The sequence below is a fragment of the Microvirga sp. BSC39 genome (assembly GCF_000739015.1).
Lineage (GTDB): Bacteria > Pseudomonadota > Alphaproteobacteria > Rhizobiales > Beijerinckiaceae > Microvirga.
Genome location: NZ_JPUG01000023.1, coordinates 24,091 through 43,222 on the forward strand (window position 1 = coordinate 24,091; position 19,132 = coordinate 43,222).

Below are 19,132 nucleotides of genomic sequence, written 5' to 3' on the forward strand. Positions count from 1 at the left end.
TTTTTTGGATTGTCGCGGAGGCATGGCTGGAACCGAGTTCGCCCTCGTGGCCGGCGCGCTGTGCCTCATTATGCTGAACGCGTTTGATGTCGCGAACTATATCTATAAGCGGATGCAGGTAGAGAATGCCGCCCAGATGGGTGCTCAGGCAGCTTGGAAGACGTGCGATCCGACTAAGCTTCCGGCTACAAAGCTTTGCGTCGGCCTGGGCGCCTCGGTGACAGCGGCTGCGCAAGGCACTTCGCTGGGCAATGGGGTTACGCTGCCGCCGGGATTCCTCTCTGAGGGATATTTTTGTCTTGATGTTTCCGGTGCTCTAAAGCCTGTCGGAACTCTCGACGCTCGGCCCGTTGACTGCTCAGCGACAGCCATGCCCCATTTACAACCCGGCAACTACATCTCCGTTAGCGTTACATACTCGTACAAGCCTGTATTTGCCGACCTCACGGTTGCGCGCTTCTTCGGAACAACAATCCAGAGTACTTCCTACATGAGACTGCTCTGATGCATTCGGTCTGGAGGCGTGTGACGGAGAATGAATCAGGAGCGACGGCAATTGAGTTCGCCCTCGTCGTTCCTCCGCTGCTGACCCTGATGGTTGGTATTATCAATATATCGCTGCTCGGTATGACGTCGGCCAGTCTGCACTACGCAGTTGAGGAAGGGGCGCGGTGCGCCTCAGTCAGGCAGGTCTGCCCTGCGCCGAAAGAACGCTACTTTGCTCCAGGCCCGTCTCCCGCGTTCACCCTCACGGCTGCGGCATGCGGATCTTTGGTAAGCGCCACAGTGACCTTCAATCTCAACGCTGTGCTGATCCGGAAGCCGATTCAGCTATCTGCCACAGCGTGCTATCCCTAAAACTGGTTATAATGCGGTGGCAACTGTCAGGTGCCCGCCTGGCGTTTAGCCTTAGGGTGGCAGAACTCCGAAGGGGCTTCAGATAGCGGCCCGCCTCGGTTCGGCGCCGCTGAGTCGGTGAAACCCACCGACAGCGGATCCGACTGTACCCCTGCCTCCCCTGCTTGGCCCCTCGTTCAGGATGCCACGCGGGCGGTTCGGATAAGGGCGAGCTCCCGCAACAGCTGCTGCTGCCCGATTGTTCACGCCAAAGTAGCGAAAGATTGCGGCCATATGGATTTTCACGGTTCCTTCGCCAAGCTTGAGAGCAAGTGCTATTTCTTTGTTAGACTTACCCTGTACAAGAAGGTCGAGGACGTCTCTCTGTCTCGAGGTTAGGAGGTCAATTGAAGCAGGTTGGGGAGTGCTTAGATGAGCAGTGATAGTTTCGTCGCCTTGCTCTTTCAATCCGGGCAGCTCGGGAGAGATGTCAGCAATGCATGGCGGCACGTAGACACCACCTTCAAGAATAGTGCCCAGGGCTTTCACGAGGTCAGCAATCGGGAGGCTTCTCACGATATATCCATGAACGCCCGCTTCAAGTGCTTGGAGAATGTCACGCTGTGACGTCGATGCCGAGATTGCGGCAACACGTGTGTTGGCGAAAGACTCTCGTATAGAGCGCAGATTGGTCGGGGTTCGAGCTCCCGGTATTGAGAGATCCAACAGAGCGATCTCGATTTGAGCGTTGTCGGTGAGACGCTCTACGGCATCGTCAAACGACGATGCCTCTAGTACCTCCGAGAAGCCGCAGTGGCGGGTAAGAACTGCAGCCACAGCAAGTCGAAAATAGGCGTCCTTGTCAGCAATGAGCCCTACGCGCATGCCAGTACTCATTGGATTTAGCCCCAAAGTATGTGTTGTTCGAGCTACTATGGTGTTCTGAGGTAAATTTCTTGTTAGCTCTACAGGCCAGAGATGGGCTCTCATTCGGCGGTGATTTCTAAGGAGGCGAGGTGCACCAGCTTGTATAAACTCCTCGGGTGCCGCACGAGGATCAAATGGGTAGCCGATTGGCACGCTTCATCGGTCTGCTCTGGCTCCCCTGTAAGCATCTTGCCTTGTGTTCACTGTCGTGTGGGTAGCGTGCGATCTGAAATCTGGGCGAAGACAGAGCAAAGTCTTCCAGGCAGATCATGCTCAAAGGGTTTCAACAGCAAGGACTTAAAGTGTTCATAAACCGGCTTCACCACGTCGCGGCGAGCAGACCAGGGTACTTTACACTGGACAGTCAGCCCAGACGATTCAATGCGTGCTCTAGTTCGCACATCGTACTACTGTAACATGCAACATCAAGATGCTTTGAGCGGGAAAGGATGCGCAGGGCTCTATCAGCAGAGGCGTGGCTCATCACGATGACGGCCACGACCAGCTCCAGAAGCGCACTGTCGTCCAAGAATAGCCCGATACTCAACAGCTGCTCGCGAACGCCATACTTTTTCAATCACTGCATGCGGCGAAGGAGGTCCAGTTGTACTTTGCGGCGAGCGAATGTTCCGTTGAGTTTGGAGGACTGTCAGAACTCTAGAGGAACATCGTATTGCATATCTTCGCTAGACTCCTGTGGAGGTCTCGACGTACCTCTTTCGAGATTGTTGCAGGTGCGAACGCCAGTGTTTAAGGCTATTGCATCGCAAGGTTCTACAATTACGGTCTGACAAGGCGGCGCCATGTTGCGTTTTGAGGTTAAACAGGAGAACGCGCACTGCTGGACACTCTCCAGCCAAGGGCGTACCCTCCAAAGCTATAGGACAGAGAAAGAGGCCCGTATGGCTGCTCTTGCGTTTGCAAACGATGTGTCCGCCTCCGGCAGGCAGGCGTCAGTCCTGATCACACCTGCGCAACCAACAGCCCCAAACGTCTCGAAGCATGCAGCGCTTTTCACGGGGATGTAGGCCGCCGAAGGTTACTGAAGACACTGGCCCTGTAGCCAAGCCACTATGAGGGCAGGAATTCTCCGCTTTCTAAAAGACTTAGCCTTAGAGTCCTACTGATGCTAAGACTAGAGAAATATTATCTTCCCAACGGGGTAGTGTCTCAGTTTATATTCTGGCCTAAAACTTACGCTAACCTAATGGGCTTGTGTATTTACTGTATCTGCTCGGTTTTCATCCAGCACAGCAGCGTCTCGATCACTTCAATACAATGAATATCAGCATCATTTGCATGCCGCGAAGACCTTTGAAGATGGTATGGAGCGAGATTAGCCGAATCTCAGTACGCTTTCGGCCCAGCCTCTATCATTTAGATAGGCAGGAGAACGTCACAGCTCGCGAATCAATTGCGCCTAGTGCTCAATGTCGTCGTTGGTCTGTCTAACTGGGACGAGAGGCAGCCAGAAACGCAGCTCCCAAGACGAGCAAGCTTGCTACAAACGACATCCCAAGTAGTGTTTCGAAGACCCCATAGTGCCACCAGAGCATCAGGGCAGTCGATAGCCCGCCGATAATGGCTAGGAATATGTACAACACAAACATAGAAGTCTCCGTTCTGGAGAGCCCACGTTCTAAGTGCTATAGCATAGTTCTAAGCTAAGCGTTAGAGGCGCTTAGAGGCGGGCCTTGCCCACTGGCTTTGAGCAGGCAATTACTTATGATCGCGGGATGCGATCTCACGCCATTGGTGGATGACACGACGAGACGTCCCCTCAAATGCCCAAAAGTGTCCCTGAAATGGCTGATCTAAGTCGCGGCTAATCGGTGTCTTGAGGTAGTCGCACAGCAGCAACGTGCCCACACCACCGTGGGATACGAATGCGATGTTCGCACCTTTAAAGCCTTGCAAGATCTCGTCCACGGTAGCAGCCACTCTGGCTTGAGCGTCAACGGCACGTTCCCACCCCAGCACGCTCTCCTGCGGATTCGCGAAGAAAGTGTCAGCCACTCGGTCAAATTCCGGCGGCGGAAGAAAGCCTGTTGCGCTGCGATCATTCTCGTGCAACCCGTGGTGGACGTTCACGGGCAGGCCAAAGTGCCCCGCTAAGATGCCGGCAGCCTCAATAGCTTTGGTTTCGGTGCTCGCCCAAATAGCTGAGAGGTGGCCCAAGTCTGATCGGGAGGCAAAGTTCCGCATACGCTGTACACCCTGGTCCGAGAGGTGCCACTGAGGAACGGGTTTGCTTGGATCGACGAAAACTTCAGGGTGGGTGATAAAGTACGCAACACTCACATTGGCCTCCACAAATAAAGGAAGATGAGCCTACACAAGTTTTGCTTTCTACAGAGCTTCTCATAGCGGGCAAGCCCGACGAAGAGCTTTTATGAGGAACGTTTGCGACGGCTGACATATGTGCCGAGGGCTCGTCCGAGGAGAACGCCAGATGTCTTCATTCCAGCATCAACGAGGTGTCTGTCGCGATTTGGAACAATGGTGTGAGCAGGTCCCAGCCACCCACGATCCCAATCACCACAGTAAGGGCGCGGAGGCGATATCGCCGGTATCCAAGATAGAAGGTGGCTCCAACTGTGGCAAAAGCCGCAAACTGTCAAGGCCGACGGGGGCTGCAGTGACAGGCCGGTACTGCGTTGGAGAACTACGATGCATCAATGATATTCGATTGTTTGCCCTCTCGAGCGCTGACAAGCGATAGGCAGCGCTGAGGCACGACCCGCCAGTCGGCAGACCTGTGGTGCACTGGATTGACACCAAGGCGGCGGGAATAAGGCTCACCCGTCAACCTTAATCTAGCTCATCGTTAATGATGAGATTGGTCATAAGGTCTCTCAGTTGACTCAGCGAGGAGAACACCTCGTGGTCGATTGGGATAAGGGCGCGCTCCTGCAACAGCTGCAGCCGCTCGGTTGTTGACACCGAAGTAGCGGAAGATCGCTGCCATGTGAATCTTGACCGTCCCCTCCCCGAGCTTAAGGGCCAACGCTATCTCCTTGTTGGATTTGCCTTGGACAAGAAGGTCGAGAACATCCCTCTGGCGTGCAGTCAATGTATGAACCTGACCAGTCGATCGGACAACGGGCAGTGAAGCAGATGGCACTGTCTCAGATGCTGCTGTTGCATCAGATCGTGGGGTTAACGGCGATGGCATTTCGATCACGGAGGGTGAGATATCCGCCAAGCATGGCGGCACGTAAATGCCTCCCTCAAGCACCGTGCGGAGTGCCTTTACAAGATCGGATACTGGCAAGCTCTTCAGCATGTATCCATGGATGCCCGCCTCTAGTGCTGAAAGGATTTCCTGGCGCGAGGTGGAGGTTGCGATCACGGCAATGCGTGCTCTCGGAAAGCATTCGCGAATGGCTCGGAGATTGGTGGGCGTGCGCATTCCTGGCATCGTAAGGTCCAGTAAGGCAGCCTCGATCTCTTCATTTTCCGTGAGCCGTTCCAGCACGTCATCCAGAGACGACGCTTCGATTAGGTCCGAGAAGCCAAGCTGCTGGGTTAGGATTGCCGCGGCAGCAACACGGAAATACGGGTCGTGGTCAGCAACGAGTCCCACACGCTTACCACCGTTCATCGATCATTGCCCCAGAGTTGACGTTTTGGCGTAACCCAACCCGATATGATTAATTTCTTGTTTTCACCAGAACGCACGGTGTCGCATACATGGGTAAACGTTAACGTCTTTACCTCATAACACTGTTACCATGTTGTGCCTACCGCGCCTCTTACCAGATCTTTTCAGCCCTGCTTAGGAAACTATGTTATTGGATATATACAGCTGACAAATTAATCAATTTCTTAATTTCGAAAGACCTTCGCTTCGCCAATCCAGATCCCCATCCTGCCGCTGATTACCGTGGGTGGATTGAAATTCTATAGCTTTTGATGCGCACTGCCGAAAGTATGCCTTAAGCGCCTCAGGCTCATCATTCCATAGGTCCTTGGGCCGAATGGAGCGGTAGAACTCCCGTGCAATATGCTCCACTTTATGTTCACGGCTGCGCATTGGTGCCTGCATGATCTATGGTTGCCCTTAATCGGTGTGCGTGATGGGAGTGCTCTGCGGCTTAGCAAAGGGTATCCTGTTCCATCGGCCAAGCTAGGGTGATCATTTAATGTGTTCATTTTGCGATCAGGTCTGCCAAAACCCTCCCAGAGGATCTGCTCCCTGTCGTTCCTCTGGAGGACTACTTCAGTTGAGCAAGGCCACAGCGCTGGTAGGGTGTGCAGTGTAGGCCAACCTGCTCCTGCGCCTGGCTGGTCAGGAGAGCGTGCACGCGTCCGCAGCCGTGGGTCGGCAGGCTGCCGATGATGGCGTTGATCGCCGTCACAGGATCCTCGTCCGGTTGCGGCAGCCGGCCCCGGCGCTTTGATCGCCGACCGGCAACCTGCTCGGCGATGTTCGAGCGGGCGACCTCAAGGGTGGCGCAGACAGCACTCATCGTGAACCGCCCTTGGGCCACGACAGCGAGCGCAACAGCTGCTTTTTTGGCCCGGTGGCGACCTCCAGCGCCTCCTTGAGGATCTCGGCTTCCAAGGTCTTCTTGCCCAGAAGCCGCTGCAGCTCGCGGGCCTGGTTCTGCAGAGCCCGATACTCGGAGGCGGCCACCACCTCCTCCTGGGCACTGGTGGCGGTCAATGCGCCTTGCGCAGCGAGCTTGCGCCAGCGGAAGAGCTGGTTGGGCGCCACTCCATGCCGGCGGGCCACCAGGCTGACCGTAGCGTCAGGCTCAAAGGTCTCCTGGACGGATGGCCAGCTTCTCGGCGGCCGTCCAGCGGCGGCGACGTTGCGGTCCGTCAAGGACCTCAATCTTGGACGAACCAGTCATAGCACCAACACTACTCCGATCTCTTAGCGAGGTGGGAGATCGCGTCCGGTCTATTCGGGGGCTACTTCACTGCCTTCCAGTCCGATGCTCTATCTCAAGCACTGCGTTCACATTTTGGTGCCGCTTCCAGAGTCGTTTTATACCGGACCTAATGCGTGACCGCTGCATAGTATGGGTTATCGGGATTTGGGCGCCATCTTGCTCAGGATGAACTTGTTCTGATTGTGTACCCAATCGATAATCCTAACCTTTTCCACGGTTTTGATAGTGGGGTCTTTGGCAGATGTGTTTATCTTTTCCTGAGGATCCATATCGAGATTATAAGTCTCCACCTGATCAGATAGCAGTGAGACAACTGACTTGCGACTACCCAATCGATAGCCAACTTTATAATCAAGCCATGCTGTAAAGAAGTAGATCGGCTCCTCGCGCTTTGGCTGAAACAAGCTCTTGCCCTGCCATTCCGAAGGAGATGGAATGGCAAGAACATCGAGAACTGTAGGAGCTATATCAATGTGACCGACAACTCGCTCTGTTGATCGAAAAGGAAAGAGTCTAGGATTGATCAATAGGAGCGGAACATGAACTTCCTCTTCATAAAGCCCTTTGCCATGGCCAAAACTGCCGTGCTGCTGAAATGCCTCCCCATGATCTCCCGTAACTATAATCAATGTCTCGTCCAATAGTTTTAGATCTCTGAGATCGTTAACGAGATTTCCGATTAGGGTGTCGGCTTCTGCAATGGAATCTAGGTATGGCGCCTTGTGCTCGGCTGTCCATTTCTCGTCCCTCAAAGTAGGAAAGTCATAGCTTCTAGTCTCCTTTGTCCGAAAGTAAGGGTAGTGTTGCTGGAGCGTCCAGAGCATGGCGAAGAATGGCTTGCCGGGGCTTGAGACTATCCAATCACGCATTGCTTGGAAAGTGCAAGAGTCAGGGGTAGCTTGGGAGTAGAACTCGGACTCATCTACGATGATACTGTCGCAGCTACGTTCTCGATAATCCTGGATGGTTTCAAAACCAGTCCTTGGCAAGAAGTGGTCAACACCAGAATGGCGCGTATCACTAGAATGGAAGAATGCTGTTCTTGATCCATAGCCCTTGAGAAGATTTGGCAGGTAAGTAAGCTGCGTATTTGGAGCATCCTTTGTGATGGTTTTCAGGCTAATCCATGGATAGGTAGAGCTTAGGATCGATGCCATCGAAATGTGCGAGGCTACGGAATGTGAATAAGCGTTACGCACAAGAAGGGACTCATTAGCTAAGCTCGAGAGAACCGGTGTAATGGCGTATGAGCCTCCATACAGGTCAAGATATTGGGCTGCCACGGACTCAAGAACTATAACCACGACGTTTCGGATAGGTGACTGGCCCGCGGCGGGGCGCGTCAAGGGAACTGCTAGCAAATTACGTCCGGGGCACGGGTCTGTCGGAATTTCCGTGTAAGGGCCGGGTTCATCATCCCAGCCTGAAACGGCCTTTGAAGAGAATGGCGAATTGCGCTTTCGCCATGCTCCACTCCCGTGGCGGCATCTTCCACTCTTTCTGAGTTTGCCTCAAGACCAGGAACAGCAGCTTGAACGCACTCTCGTCGGTGGGAAAGTGGCCTCGAGCCCGCACCGCCCGGCGCAATTTGGCATTGAGCGCCTCGATGGCATTGGTTGTGTAGATGATCCGGCGCACCGCGTCGGGAAAGGCAAAGAACGGGATCACCGCCGCCCAGTTGCGCCGCCAGGCGGCCGCGATGGCCTCATATTTGCGGCCCCAAGCCGAGGTTGCGAACGCCTCCAGGGCTGCCTGGCCGGCCGCGGCATCCTTGGCCCGGTAGACCTCCTTCAAGGCTCCGGCCACCGCTTTGCGATCCTTGTACGACACGAAGGCCAGCGACGAGCGGATCAGGTGCACGATGCAGGTCTGAACCTGGGTCTCGGGAAACACCGCCGTGATCGCCTCGGGAAAGCCCTTGAGACCATCCACCATGGCAATCAGCACGTCCTCCACCCCGCGGGTCCGCAACTCGTTCATCACCCGCAGCCAGAACTTGGCCCCTTCGCTCTGCTCGATCCATAGCCCCAGGATCTCCTTGGCGCCGTCCGGCCGCACCCCGAGCGCCAGATAGACGGCCTTGTTGCGCACCGTGCCTTCATCGCGCACCTTGACCCGGATGGCATCGAAGAACACCAGGGTGTAGAGGGCCTCCAGGGGGCGGTTCTGCCACTCGGAGATCTCCTCCAGCACCGCGTCGGTGACCGCGCTGACCAGATCCGGCGAGACCTCGATGCCGTATAGCTCGCGCAGATGGCCTTGGATCTCACGCACGCTCATGCCGCGAGCGTACATCGACACGAGCTTCTCATCGAAGCCGGGAAAGCGGCGCTGGTACTTGGCGATCAGCTGCGGATCGAAGGTGGCCAGCCGATCGCGCGGGATCGCCAAGTCGATCTTGCCGGTGTCGGTGAGCACGCTCTTGCGGCCATAGCCGTTGCGGGTGTTGCCGGCCTCGCTGTCCTGGCCGAGATGGTGGTCCATCTCGGCATTGAGCGCCCGCTCGGCGAGTGCCTTCTTCAGCGCGTCGAGCAGGCCATCCTTGGCAAAGGCCGATTGGGCGTCAGCGCCTCCCAGCAACTGATCGAGCAGGTGGTCGGGAATGCGGGGTTCCTTGCGGCGTGCCATGCGATGTCTCCCTCATGATCATCGTAATGGCCCCACACGAAATTCCCGATAGTCCCCTCCGCGGAGGGTTTTCAGCCGAACGCTGATGACCTCAGATCTCTCTATCTGTACTGCTTGCCCCTGCTCTTCGTTTGAATCTCACCTCGCACTGCCTTTCCCTCACCCGCCTCGGCCTTGCCGAATGCCTTGGAACAGTCGGTCCAAGGCAGCCTCAAGTCGAGGGTTTGGCTCTAACACGTATGGAGGAAGGTCGCTTTCCTTCCTGAACTCCCCATAGGCACAGAGGTTTCCGATACGCCTGTGGCTTCGGGGGATTTAGGCGGAGGGGCTCAAAATTTGAACGTAGAAGACCTTTTAGGAGTTGAGGGCCCAGGGACCTCCGCTCGCTGGAATGCCTGCCACGGGCAGCCGCTTCGCGTCTGTTCGCGGTAATGAAGGCATTGGCAGGAGCGCAGTCGCTCCGAACCAGGAGAGGATCGGCTTGCGGCACAGCTCGCCGTTACTGGTCTTTTTGTGGGTCGATCCGCTGGCAATCGCTCGATCCAGAGACCCGACTGCCTCGAGGGTGCGGAATGCGCCCCTGATCCTGTCTTCGGTCAGCCGCAGGTCTGGATGAGTTGTAAGCGCTCGCCGATCAACAGAGAAGGCATCCCTTCCGAACTTGACATATTTTGGAAAGGATGCAGCGAAATGAGGGTCTATCGTCCCCCAATTGTCGACAACGGTTCACATCAATGCATAGAACGATCTCAGCCTGAATCAGATGACAAAGATGTCCTTGTGGCTCAAGCCCAAACCCTTTTTCAGCAGAGCTATCTCAAGTCCTTCGTACTTGCCGCCTGAACCGTCTGCATCGTACAAAAGGTGTCCCGTCTTCTTGTTGTAGATGATGTAATCGTCGCTGTCCTTCGCCTTATCGATCGCAAAGAAGCTTTTGTTCAACGGCTCCGGCGCAGCATCAGAGCCCTTCTTGCCCAGCTTAGTAAAGATCTTATTGTCAAGCCAAATGCTGTCATCGGCGACGTTGAAGTCTGTGATGGTATCCAAGTTGGTCTTCTTGTTCGCTTTTGTATCGAACACGAAGGCGTCATTACCTGCCCCACCCGTCAGTATATCCTTGCCGGTTGAACCCCAAAGCCGGTCATTACCACCTTTGCCTGACAGAGTGTCATTCTCGCCACGACCCTTAAACTCATTGTTCTCCGCACCGCCAACCATTAGGTCCTTTTTCGACGTGCCGGCTTGAGTGACAAGGCTGGCGAAAGGCTCATTAACACCTTGAATGGTCACCGTGACCGTCTTGGAGGCACTGCCATCGATTGACCGAACCTGGAAGGTGTCGGTCAGTTGCTGACCAGCGTTGAGAGTTTGAATTGCACTCTGGGCATTATCCGCAGAGTACGTCCAGCTGCCATCAGCGGCGATAACAAACTTACCAAGCGTTGAAGTCAGAATAGCAGCCTGCACTCCCGCCTGTCCGGCATCTAGGTCAGTCACTATCAGTTTGCCGGCAGTCCTTAGAATCGAGCCAGAATCTTCAACAACCGTGCGGGCAATGTCGCCGGTGATCACTGCAACTTGGTTAAACGCAGGTTTTGCTGTGGTGAGGGGTTGTGTGGTGGTAGATGCCGTATCGTCGACGAGCGACACCGGATTGAAGAAAGCGAACTGCTCTGCAGAGAACTTATCGATGGTGGTATTCGCAAACTTGAGTGCCTGATCAGCATCAAGCCGCAGGATCACATCGGCTCCGACTTGGGTGAGGAAGGGCTTTACATCCTCGAAATGACGGAAGTGGAAGCCATCAAGGTACACCTTGTCGGTGTTGCCGACCACGTTGCTGAAATCCAAGATTGTGTCATTGCCGTCCCCATTCTGAATTTTGAACACGTCGGTACCAAGGCCGCCCTTCAGGACATCATTTCCGCCATTGCCATCATACTCTTGGTACTGCCCGACCCCGCCCTCAATCCAATTGTCTAGCGCATTGCCGTTGACGATGCGGCTCCAGTCGTTCCCAAGCCTCACCTTCTGCTGCGTCGCAGACAGAGTGTTGGAGTAGTTCCACAGAGTCACAGCCCCGGTGCCATTGACCGTGCCGAAGGCCAGCTCAGAGAGCGGCACCCACGATGAGGGCACTTGGGTGATTACAGGATGATCCACGGGCAGCTGATAGGCGCGGATGTAGTCGATCTTCATCTCGGCTGGGAAAATGGTGTCCGCGCCGGGAGTGCCGGCCCAGCCACCTACCGCAAGGTTGGCGATCATATACATGGGCTGATGCATATCGGAGGGTGTTGCCGTCTCGAATACTTTCACACCATCGAAGTACCACGTGATTTTGTCCCTGGCCCAGCTGACGCCATAGCTGTGATAGCCGCCGGAGGTATCCACGACGCCGGAGGCAACGCCCACCGATTTGTGCGAGCCGGTCTCCTTTGTGTGCACGGTCGTGTGAAGGACGTTGGGATCGCCTCCCAGAACCTCCATGATGTCAAGTTCCGGTGGCCAGTCACCGTTGATCGGTAGCATCCAGAAGGCCGGCCACAGACCACTACCAGCGGGCAGCTCGGCACGCATCTCGAAATAGCCGTACTGCATGGAGAACGACTGCTCGGAGGTGATCACGCCTGATGTGTAGGGCAGATTGTTGATCTGTGCCTGAACCTCAGGGGAGGCCTTCTGGGCGGTGATGGTGAGAGCGCCGTCGGCAACCGAGAAAGGGTTGAGGCCAAGGTTCTTGTAGCTTGGATCAACATAGAACTGCTGCTCATTGTTTCCGCTGAGAGTTCTGTCTCCCCAGAAGTAAGTGGTCTTCCAGGTTCCAGACGTGCCGTTGAAGAGGGACAGGCTTGTGTTGAACTCTTCTGAGAACAACAGCTTGAATCCGCTGGTATCGATGGAGAGAGCGAAGTTGTCGGCCGTGAACTGAGAGATCGTCTGGTTGCGGAAGACGAGAACTTCACCTCCCCCTAGGTCCATCCGCACGTCGGCTCCGACCTGGACCATCGCGTTCTTGACGGAGGCCAGCGTGGTGAAACCGTAATTCATGAGGCGCAGGACATCCCCACCTGCACCCGCCTGGAAATCGACAATGACATCGCTTCCATTGCCTTTGGACACAATGAAGGTATCGGAGCCGCTGCCGCCGATTAGGATGTCGTTGCCTTCACGACCATCAAGGGTTTGCCGTCCAGCGCCGCCTGCAATGATGTTGTTCAGGGAATTACCGTAGCCATAACGCAGATCCCCGTTTACCGACAGGTGCTCAATGTTCTCCGGCAGAACATAATTCATCCAAGTGACGAGCGTGTCATCACCGCCGCCAGATTGTTCAATAAGCTTAGTAGACCAAGATTTGATGTAATATGTATCATCGCCGACGCCGCCGGTGAGCGTCACCCCAGCTTTGTTTTCGTCCCAAAGGGCATCATTACCGGTTGTTCCAGAAAGTACTTGCTGATCAGCACGTGCAAAAAAGTGCTTCGAGACTGTAGAGTTGTTGCCAACCGCGACACCGAGTGCGTTGATATACTGCGCCATTTCGAGCCCCCATGTTCGATCAGGGTTGCGCAGCCCAGTCACCTCCGTGCGCCGAATTTAGGCGTCGGTTGTTGCCCGCTTTATGCGGCCACTTACTGGTCTACTCTCTTATTAACCCTACTCGCTGTCCAAAAATAACCTGATGTGTTTTTTTGGAGGAAGCAGGGAACGACCGCAATTCGACCAAGCAGACTAGACTGTTTGGTTCATTGCGCATCGCCGCATCGACTCTGCGGCATTACTTTATGAGACCTGTGCGCGCGTAGCTCGACCTTTGGCGGGTTGGATGCTTCAATAGAGCGGCTGGACATGACGGGAGCGGTCCCATGGCACGCCGTCAGATTGGGCAGGAAGTCTTCGCGTTCATCGCAGATCCGATCTCTCACCGCTCATCTCTGGACCGACTGTCGTTGCTGATCGACTGGCCCTCTGTTGATCGCCGCTTGGTCGACATCTACGCCGCGGCCAAAGACGAACCCGCCTGGCCGCCGCTGACCCTGTTCCGTGCCCTGCTGCTGGCGGTCTGGCACGACCCCTCCCATGTAAGGCTGGCTGAGGCGTTGGAGGACCGCGCCTCGTTCCGGCGCTTCTGCGGGTTCGCCGCCCATGGGCCTACGCCAGAGCGCACCGCCTTCGTGCGCTTCCGGCGCGAGCTGGTCCTGCGCGGTCTTGACAAGATGCTGTTCGATGAGGTGACGCACCAGCTCAGAACCCAATCGGTTATTATCAAACAGTGCACGCTGATTGATGCAACCGTGATTGCCTCGGCGACTTACCGGGATACCGAGGCCGCCTGGGCCGGCACAAGCGGCGCGAGGCGATTCACGGCTTCAAGGCTCATCTCGCGGCCGATGCCGATACGGCTCTCGTAGAAGATCTCGTGTTCACACCCGGCAACGTCCACGATGGCCGAACTGGAGGTGAGGCCCTGCCGGAGAACCCTTGAGATGTGTACCCCGATAGCGCGTACCGCGGAACACCTTTTGCCTCTGCGGTGCAGGCCAAAGGCTGACGCCCACAGGTGGTCCAAACTGGCGTGTGAGGTCGTCCGGCTGGGGGCAAAGTGCGGCAACTGCGGGCTTGGAACCATCATGTCCAACACGTGCGCTGCCGGATTGAGAAAATATTCGGCCCCTGGAAACGCAGCTACGGCTTGCGGCGCATGCGCTGGCTCGGACTGGCCAAAGCAGCCCTGCAGGTCAGACTGACAGCCATCGCCTACAACATGAAGCGAACGGCTGTGATCTTGAGGATGCCGGAGGCTGCCTGATCAGGGGCGAAGTGCGCCTGGAGATACCCTAAAGAAGAGCAAAGCACCTTGAAGCTGTCGGTCTCACAGAAAAGACGTGGAGGACATCTCTCATGATCATCAAAGCCGCAGTTTGGACATCCGCGCACAGGTCTCATAACTCAACCTGATCGCACCCTGGCAGAAGATCCTGCGCTCCCTGGCATTGGCAGGCCGGCGGTTTGAGAGCTGGGACGAGATCGTCGATGCGATCTACGGCGCCACCGTCTACTGGAATGCGCACTGCCATCCCTTCGTCTGGGGTAAACGCCGCCATCGGCCTCGCCGCTCACCCGGTATCGCCCTGCTGCCCAAGGCAGCATGACTTACTGGATGCACCACTTCGGTAAGGAGCCCATATTCTGTCCGCGGAGTCGCTGCCGTCTCTCCCATCTGGAGGTGCACCGTTCGCAGATAGTTGGACCATCGCGAAACTTCATAGCCGACGTGGTATCTGCCAGCATTGCTGTAAGGCACCGCTTCCCTGCCTGGACTGGACCGACAGCACCTGCAACGTGCCCGAACGCCTCCGCGACAGTTTAAAGTGTGACGCATAGGACGAACGCCGCATCGATCATTGGCATTCTCTGCGTAGCCCTTAGTCTGTAATGACACAAGCACCGATGTGACTAAGTTGAGCGTTGCCTTAAGTGCATTCCACCGCTATTGACGATTGTCTCATATATGGTAATCGCTGGAGTAATCTCTTGCAGATTTTGTCAGTTCAGTATCTACGCGGGCTCGCTGCAAGTGCAGTTGTATTATTTCATGCTGGATTAATTTACAATTTGAATTTTGGTCTAGGCAACGCAGGAGTTGACATATTTTTTGTCATCAGCGGGCTCATAATGTGGATTGTAAGCAATCAAAAAAATGATACGCCTAAGCAATTTATTATCCAGAGAACTATTCGAATAGTACCACTCTATTGGTCAGTCACGATTTTTTTAACAATTGCGGCGGCGGCCCGACCAAATTTGTTTCCTCTTGAACGCCCGGCCCCTTGGCATGTACTTCAGTCACTTTTATTCATTCCTCACGTCGCGCCAAATGGCAAAGTACATCCAATCCTTATACAAGGCTGGACGCTGAACTACGAAATGTTCTTCTACAGCCTGTTCGCGCTGATTTTATTCCTTCCTGTGCGGTTTCGGCTGATCGGCTTCACGGCGCTGATTGGTAGCCTCGTGCTTCTGGGGAGTGCGGTTGCCCCGACTAATACGCTTGCAGCCACGTATACATCCCCATTACTTATAGAGTTCTTAGTAGGTATTTGGCTTGGCAAGGCTTTGACTAGCGCGAAGCTTCCAAGTAGAGGCGGCGCAAGTACATTGCTGATAAGCGGAGTTTTCATGTTGTTTTGCTCGCATTGGCTTGAGAACCTTACTCAGGAGCGTCTTCTCATTTGGGGGCTTCCCGCTGCATGTATTGTTGCAGGTTCGATCGCTCTTGAGCAACGAGGATTAGTACCCACCATTCCGGTGCTAAAGTTTCTAGGAGATGCGTCATATTCGATATATCTCGCCCATTCCTTCGGCTTTCTAGGTGTTGCGATAATCGTTGAGAAGCTCGGGTTAGCAGGTCAAGGCACAGGAAATTTTCTCGTGACAACCGTAGGCGGGTTTGCGGCGGGAATCCTCTGCTTTTTACTAGTAGAGAGGCCTATCACCAGCTTCATCCGCAAAATCAGGTCAGGCCCTCACCGTTCGGTGCAACGGATGGCTTAGAGCATCGGACGGTTAAACGGACGCATATCCGGCGGCCTTGAGGAAGTTCCAGCATTCTTGCGGCTCAAACAAATTGCAGATGTCGCCGAGGCCGCGCCAGAGCGCGTCAAAGGTGCGGGCCTCGGCCTTGCGCAGGTGTGCCTTGATCTTAGCGAAGGCCTGCTCAATCGGATTGAAATCGGGCGAATAAGCCGGCAGGAACAGGAACCAGGTGCCTCGCTGTTTCAGACACTGGGCGGCCTTTTCACTCTTGTGGACCGCCAGGTTGTCGAGGATTACCACGTCACCTTTGTGCAGGCTCGGCGCGAGTTGTGTCTCGATGTAAGCCTCAAACGCCAACCGGGTGATCGGGCCATCAATGACCCACAGGGCACACAGCTCATGGCACCGTAGCCCTGCGATGAACGTGTGGATTTTCCAGTGGCCAAAGGGAGCGCTCATGCGCAGCCGCTGCCCTTTGCGCGATCGTCCGCGCAGGCGCGTCATCTTGGTGTTGACGTACGTCTCGTCCAGGAACACGAGCCGGTGTGGCTCCTGGCGCATGCGGGGCTGACGCTGGGTCTGCCAGACCCGGCGCTCATTGCGCACATCGGCGCGTGCGCACTCCGCCGCCATCAGGTGTTGTTTTATACGTGAAGCCATGTCGGCACAGAAAGCGCGAGAGCATTGCGGGGGCAGCCACGACCCCGTGTTCCTGCAGCAGCCGGGCCGCCAGCTCGGGCATGGTGATGGCGGGCTCAGCCTCGACCGTCTCGATCAGGAAGGTCTCATAAGCCACCAGCTTGCCGCGTCCCGGCGGGCGGCCTTGCCGGGCCGGTGCCGGCGAGCCGGTGTCCCGCGTTCGCCGCACGGGCTTGATGGCGAAGCTCTCGCTGACGTCAAAATGCTGGGCTGCCGCCCGGCAGGAATGACCGGCCGCGACAAAGTCAGCCACCCGCACCCGCAGATCGAGAGAATAGCAGTGACCCATGATCCACCTCCCGTTCCAGAGAGTGAATCACAGATCGCGCCAGCCCAAAACCCCGGGAGTCGAATTTCGCGTCCGGTGCTCTAGGTACTCGGACACGCCAGCGCACAATGAGCTGGGCCGCTCGCCACTATCGACCCGGCTCAGCGGGTACGGAACGCTACTTGGCACTATTCTCATGCGCCAGAAGATCGCTTCAAACGCTCTGCCGGGGACTTGTACTTCGTATGGCCTGCTCAGCGAAAGGCTCCAGCCTCGGCCATTGCGCTTCCGGCAGCATGACTCCCCTTACAGGGAGCGCAAGTAAAGCCTAATAGGGCCGGGTCGATCCCGTAAGTTTGAGTCCTGCAGAGGATCTTTGGCATAGACAACCCGCATGGCAGCACCGCTCCCGAATCACTGGGGCACAAGGGCGATGCGTTCTATAATCGAGCGATTTAGTTTGCAAGTAAGAATTCCTACCTACAAAGAACCTTACATATGCCTAACAGTGCTATACAGCATCTCGGCAAACTTGGGTATTTCCACCAACAGCTGCCTTTTACCAGGGCCGCATAATAAATCCGAAGGCAAACATTCTAACCCTCAACAGGAGCTTCACGTGGCAACAAAGTGGGTAGCTGGCACACAACAGTCAGACATTCTGGATTTTAGGCACAGCACTTCAAGTAATCACTTGTATGGTTGGGACGGCAATGATGTTGTCATTGGCGGTTCGGGAAACGACATCATCGAGGGTGGTAAGGGAGCGGATTTTCTATGGGGAGGCGCCGGCTCTGATGAGTTCCGCTTTTACAGTTGGGATCTGCAGCCCGCCGGGGGAGTAGTGGATCAGATCGCTGATTTCCAGGGAGCTGGGAAAGCGGGGGGAGATACTATTAGCTTTGGTTTCGTTGGTGAAAACGCATCGCTGCAGTTTGCTGGTTTTCACCGCGTCTACGCTGCCGATGGTAGCTTTACTGAAGACACCTCTAAGGGCTACTATAGCCTTTACTCCGGAACAAAATACTACGGCAGCTTCCAAATCCATACGACTGACACGACTGCAGACCAACTCAGGCTCGGGGTTGACTACTTCCTTGCATGAGTGCGTTTGTCAAAACGTTGTAGCACTTGATATGAACCGTGAGGAGACTTGTCCAGTCCGCTACTTCTTCGGGTAGCGGTACGTATCAAGTTGCCTCATCAGATCGCCTGGGCCAGCAATTGCTGGCCCAGGCGATCAGGTCCTGACTCATCAGACCAGACGTGCTCAAAAGAAAATTGGTGAAGCTGCCGTTCGGCGAGAAGTCGCTGGCTGCCTGCAACAGCCCATGACAATCGGGAGCGCCGGCATTTTTTGAGATCGGATTCCAGCACCCACTCCACTGCTACTGGACACGGCGTGGCACGCAACGGCTACAGACAGCGGCGCGTTCAGATTTGAACCCGCCTACTTCTGCCGCAGCAGCGCTTCGAGTTCGCGGCGGAATTCCGCCGAGAGCTCCTCGCGCTCAAGGGCATAGGCCACGTTGGCCATGAGGAAGCCGATCTTCGAGCCGGTATCGTAGGTCCTGCCCTGGTACTTCATGCCGAAGAAGGGCTGCTCCTTCATGAGGCGGATCATGGAATCGGTCAGCTGGATCTCGTTGCCGGCGCCGCGCTCCTGGTTCGAGAGCAGGTCGAAGACCTGGGGCTGCAGGATGTAGCGGCCGGAGATGATGTAGTTCGACGGCGCGGTGCCCTTCGGGGGCTTCTCCACCATGCCGGTGATCTCGAAGGTCTGGCCGAATTCCTGGCCGACCGAGACGATGCCGTACTGGTGGGTCTGGTCCTCGGGCACTTCCTCCACGGCGATGATATTGCCGCCGTGCTTCTCATAGGCTGCGATCATCTGCTCCATGGAGCCGCGGCTGAGCATGTCGGGCAGGATCACCGCGAAGGGCTCGTCGCCCACCAGCTCCCGGGCGCACCACACCGCGTGGCCGAGGCCCAAGGGCTCCTGCTGGCGGGTGAAGCTCGTCTGGCCGGCCTGGGGCTGATCCTTGGCCAGGATCTCCAGCTCCTTGGTCTTGCCGCGGCCCTCGAGGGTGCGGTTGAGCTCGTAGGCAATGTCGAAATGGTCCTCGATCACGGCCTTGTTGCGCCCGGTGACGAAGATGAAATGCTCGATCCCGGCGGCGCGGGCCTCGTCAACCACGTGCTGCACCACGGGACGGTCGACGACGCACAGCATCTCCTTGGGCACAGCCTTGGTGGCGGGCAGGAACCGGGTGCCGAGACCGGCGACGGGCAGGACTGCTTTGCGGATACGCTTCATTGAATGAGCCATAGA

At 55.9% G+C, this 19,132-nt stretch carries 13 protein-coding genes and 2 pseudogenes; 6 read left to right on the forward strand and 9 right to left on the reverse strand.

Going from position 1 to position 19,132, the window contains the following annotated elements; translation table 11 throughout:
- The first annotated feature begins 22 nt into the window (after positions 1-22).
- Positions 23-505 (forward strand): TadE family protein, encoded by a 483-nt coding sequence (locus tag MA07_RS02035; protein WP_036346344.1) that lies wholly within the window; start codon positions 23-25, stop codon positions 503-505.
- Between the two features lie 431 nt (positions 506-936).
- Here the strand turns inward: MA07_RS02035 and MA07_RS28440 are convergent, their stop codons facing one another.
- The 7 genes and pseudogenes from MA07_RS28440 to MA07_RS30390 form a co-directional block, all read right to left on the reverse strand.
- The gene (locus MA07_RS28440) at positions 937-1,722 is read right to left on the reverse strand and encodes a response regulator transcription factor (protein WP_244445129.1); all 786 of its coding nucleotides are present in this window, start codon (positions 1,720-1,722) and stop codon (positions 937-939) included.
- Between the two features lie 1,761 nt (positions 1,723-3,483).
- Positions 3,484-4,065, reverse strand: coding sequence for a histidine phosphatase family protein (locus MA07_RS02055; protein WP_036346350.1), 582 nt, complete (start codon positions 4,063-4,065; stop codon positions 3,484-3,486).
- Positions 4,066-4,591: 526 nt separating this feature from the next.
- On the reverse strand, positions 4,592-5,368 hold the full coding sequence (locus MA07_RS28445) for a response regulator transcription factor (protein ID WP_081928719.1): 777 nt from the start codon (positions 5,366-5,368) through the stop codon (positions 4,592-4,594).
- 688 nt (positions 5,369-6,056) lie between these two features.
- Positions 6,057-6,623 (reverse strand): annotated as a pseudogene (locus MA07_RS30635) (transposase); the annotation flags it as partial.
- A 176-nt stretch (positions 6,624-6,799) separates the two neighbouring features.
- Complete coding sequence (locus tag MA07_RS28450; RefSeq protein WP_280114225.1) at positions 6,800-7,969, reverse strand: sulfatase; 1,170 nt, start codon at positions 7,967-7,969, stop codon at positions 6,800-6,802.
- A gap of 109 nt (positions 7,970-8,078) precedes the next feature.
- Positions 8,079-9,293 carry an IS256 family transposase gene (locus tag MA07_RS02075; protein ID WP_036346358.1) on the reverse strand — a complete coding sequence of 405 codons (1,215 nt, stop codon included), beginning with the start codon at positions 9,291-9,293 and terminating at the stop codon, positions 8,079-8,081.
- A gap of 759 nt (positions 9,294-10,052) precedes the next feature.
- Positions 10,053-12,836, reverse strand: coding sequence for a family 16 glycosylhydrolase (locus MA07_RS30390; RefSeq protein ID WP_081928722.1), 2,784 nt, complete (start codon positions 12,834-12,836; stop codon positions 10,053-10,055).
- Between the two features lie 326 nt (positions 12,837-13,162).
- Here MA07_RS30390 and MA07_RS30395 point away from each other — a divergent pair, with 326 nt between their 5' ends.
- The 4 genes from MA07_RS30395 to MA07_RS28465 all read left to right on the forward strand — a co-directional run bounded on the left by MA07_RS30395 (position 13,163) and on the right by MA07_RS28465 (position 15,851).
- The gene (locus tag MA07_RS30395; RefSeq protein WP_200879312.1) at positions 13,163-13,708 is read left to right on the forward strand and encodes a transposase; all 546 of its coding nucleotides are present in this window, start codon (positions 13,163-13,165) and stop codon (positions 13,706-13,708) included.
- Positions 13,657-13,782, forward strand: coding sequence for a transposase (locus MA07_RS30640; protein WP_244445130.1), 126 nt, complete (start codon positions 13,657-13,659; stop codon positions 13,780-13,782). The genes MA07_RS30395 and MA07_RS30640 overlap by 52 nt, the downstream gene beginning before the upstream one ends.
- Positions 13,783-13,938: 156 nt before the next feature.
- Positions 13,939-14,106 (forward strand): transposase, encoded by a 168-nt coding sequence (locus tag MA07_RS30405; protein ID WP_200879313.1) that lies wholly within the window; start codon positions 13,939-13,941, stop codon positions 14,104-14,106.
- A 725-nt stretch (positions 14,107-14,831) separates the two neighbouring features.
- Positions 14,832-15,851, forward strand: a complete 1,020-nt coding sequence (locus MA07_RS28465) for an acyltransferase (protein ID WP_036346360.1) — start codon at positions 14,832-14,834, stop codon at positions 15,849-15,851.
- Between the two features lie 12 nt (positions 15,852-15,863).
- Here the strand turns inward: MA07_RS28465 and MA07_RS28470 are convergent.
- Positions 15,864-16,821, reverse strand: a pseudogene (locus tag MA07_RS28470) (IS630 family transposase).
- A gap of 598 nt (positions 16,822-17,419) precedes the next feature.
- Here MA07_RS28470 and MA07_RS31125 point away from each other — a divergent pair.
- The gene (locus tag MA07_RS31125; protein WP_152568689.1) at positions 17,420-17,905 is read left to right on the forward strand and encodes a hypothetical protein; all 486 of its coding nucleotides are present in this window, start codon (positions 17,420-17,422) and stop codon (positions 17,903-17,905) included.
- A gap of 345 nt (positions 17,906-18,250) precedes the next feature.
- Here the strand turns inward: MA07_RS31125 and MA07_RS02110 are convergent, their stop codons facing one another.
- On the reverse strand, positions 18,251-19,117 hold the full coding sequence (locus MA07_RS02110) for a UTP--glucose-1-phosphate uridylyltransferase (RefSeq protein ID WP_036346368.1): 867 nt from the start codon (positions 19,115-19,117) through the stop codon (positions 18,251-18,253).
- Between the last annotated feature and the right edge of the window lie 15 nt (positions 19,118-19,132).

What these genes read in the sequence shown, in the direction of transcription:
- MA07_RS02035 (WP_036346344.1), top strand. Translation starts at nt 23, where the DNA reads ATGGCTGGAACCGAGTTCGCCCTCGTGGCCGGCGCGCTGTGCCTCATT.
- MA07_RS28440 (WP_244445129.1), bottom strand. Translation starts at nt 1,722, where the DNA reads ATGCGCGTAGGGCTCATTGCTGACAAGGACGCCTATTTTCGACTTGCT.
- MA07_RS28445 (WP_081928719.1), bottom strand. Translation starts at nt 5,368, where the DNA reads ATGAACGGTGGTAAGCGTGTGGGACTCGTTGCTGACCACGACCCGTAT.
- MA07_RS02075 (WP_036346358.1), bottom strand. Translation starts at nt 9,293, where the DNA reads ATGGCACGCCGCAAGGAACCCCGCATTCCCGACCACCTGCTCGATCAG.
- MA07_RS30390 (WP_081928722.1), bottom strand. Translation starts at nt 12,836, where the DNA reads ATGGCGCAGTATATCAACGCACTCGGTGTCGCGGTTGGCAACAACTCT.
- MA07_RS30395 (WP_200879312.1), top strand. Translation starts at nt 13,163, where the DNA reads ATGGCACGCCGTCAGATTGGGCAGGAAGTCTTCGCGTTCATCGCAGAT.
- MA07_RS02110 (WP_036346368.1), bottom strand. Translation starts at nt 19,117, where the DNA reads ATGAAGCGTATCCGCAAAGCAGTCCTGCCCGTCGCCGGTCTCGGCACC.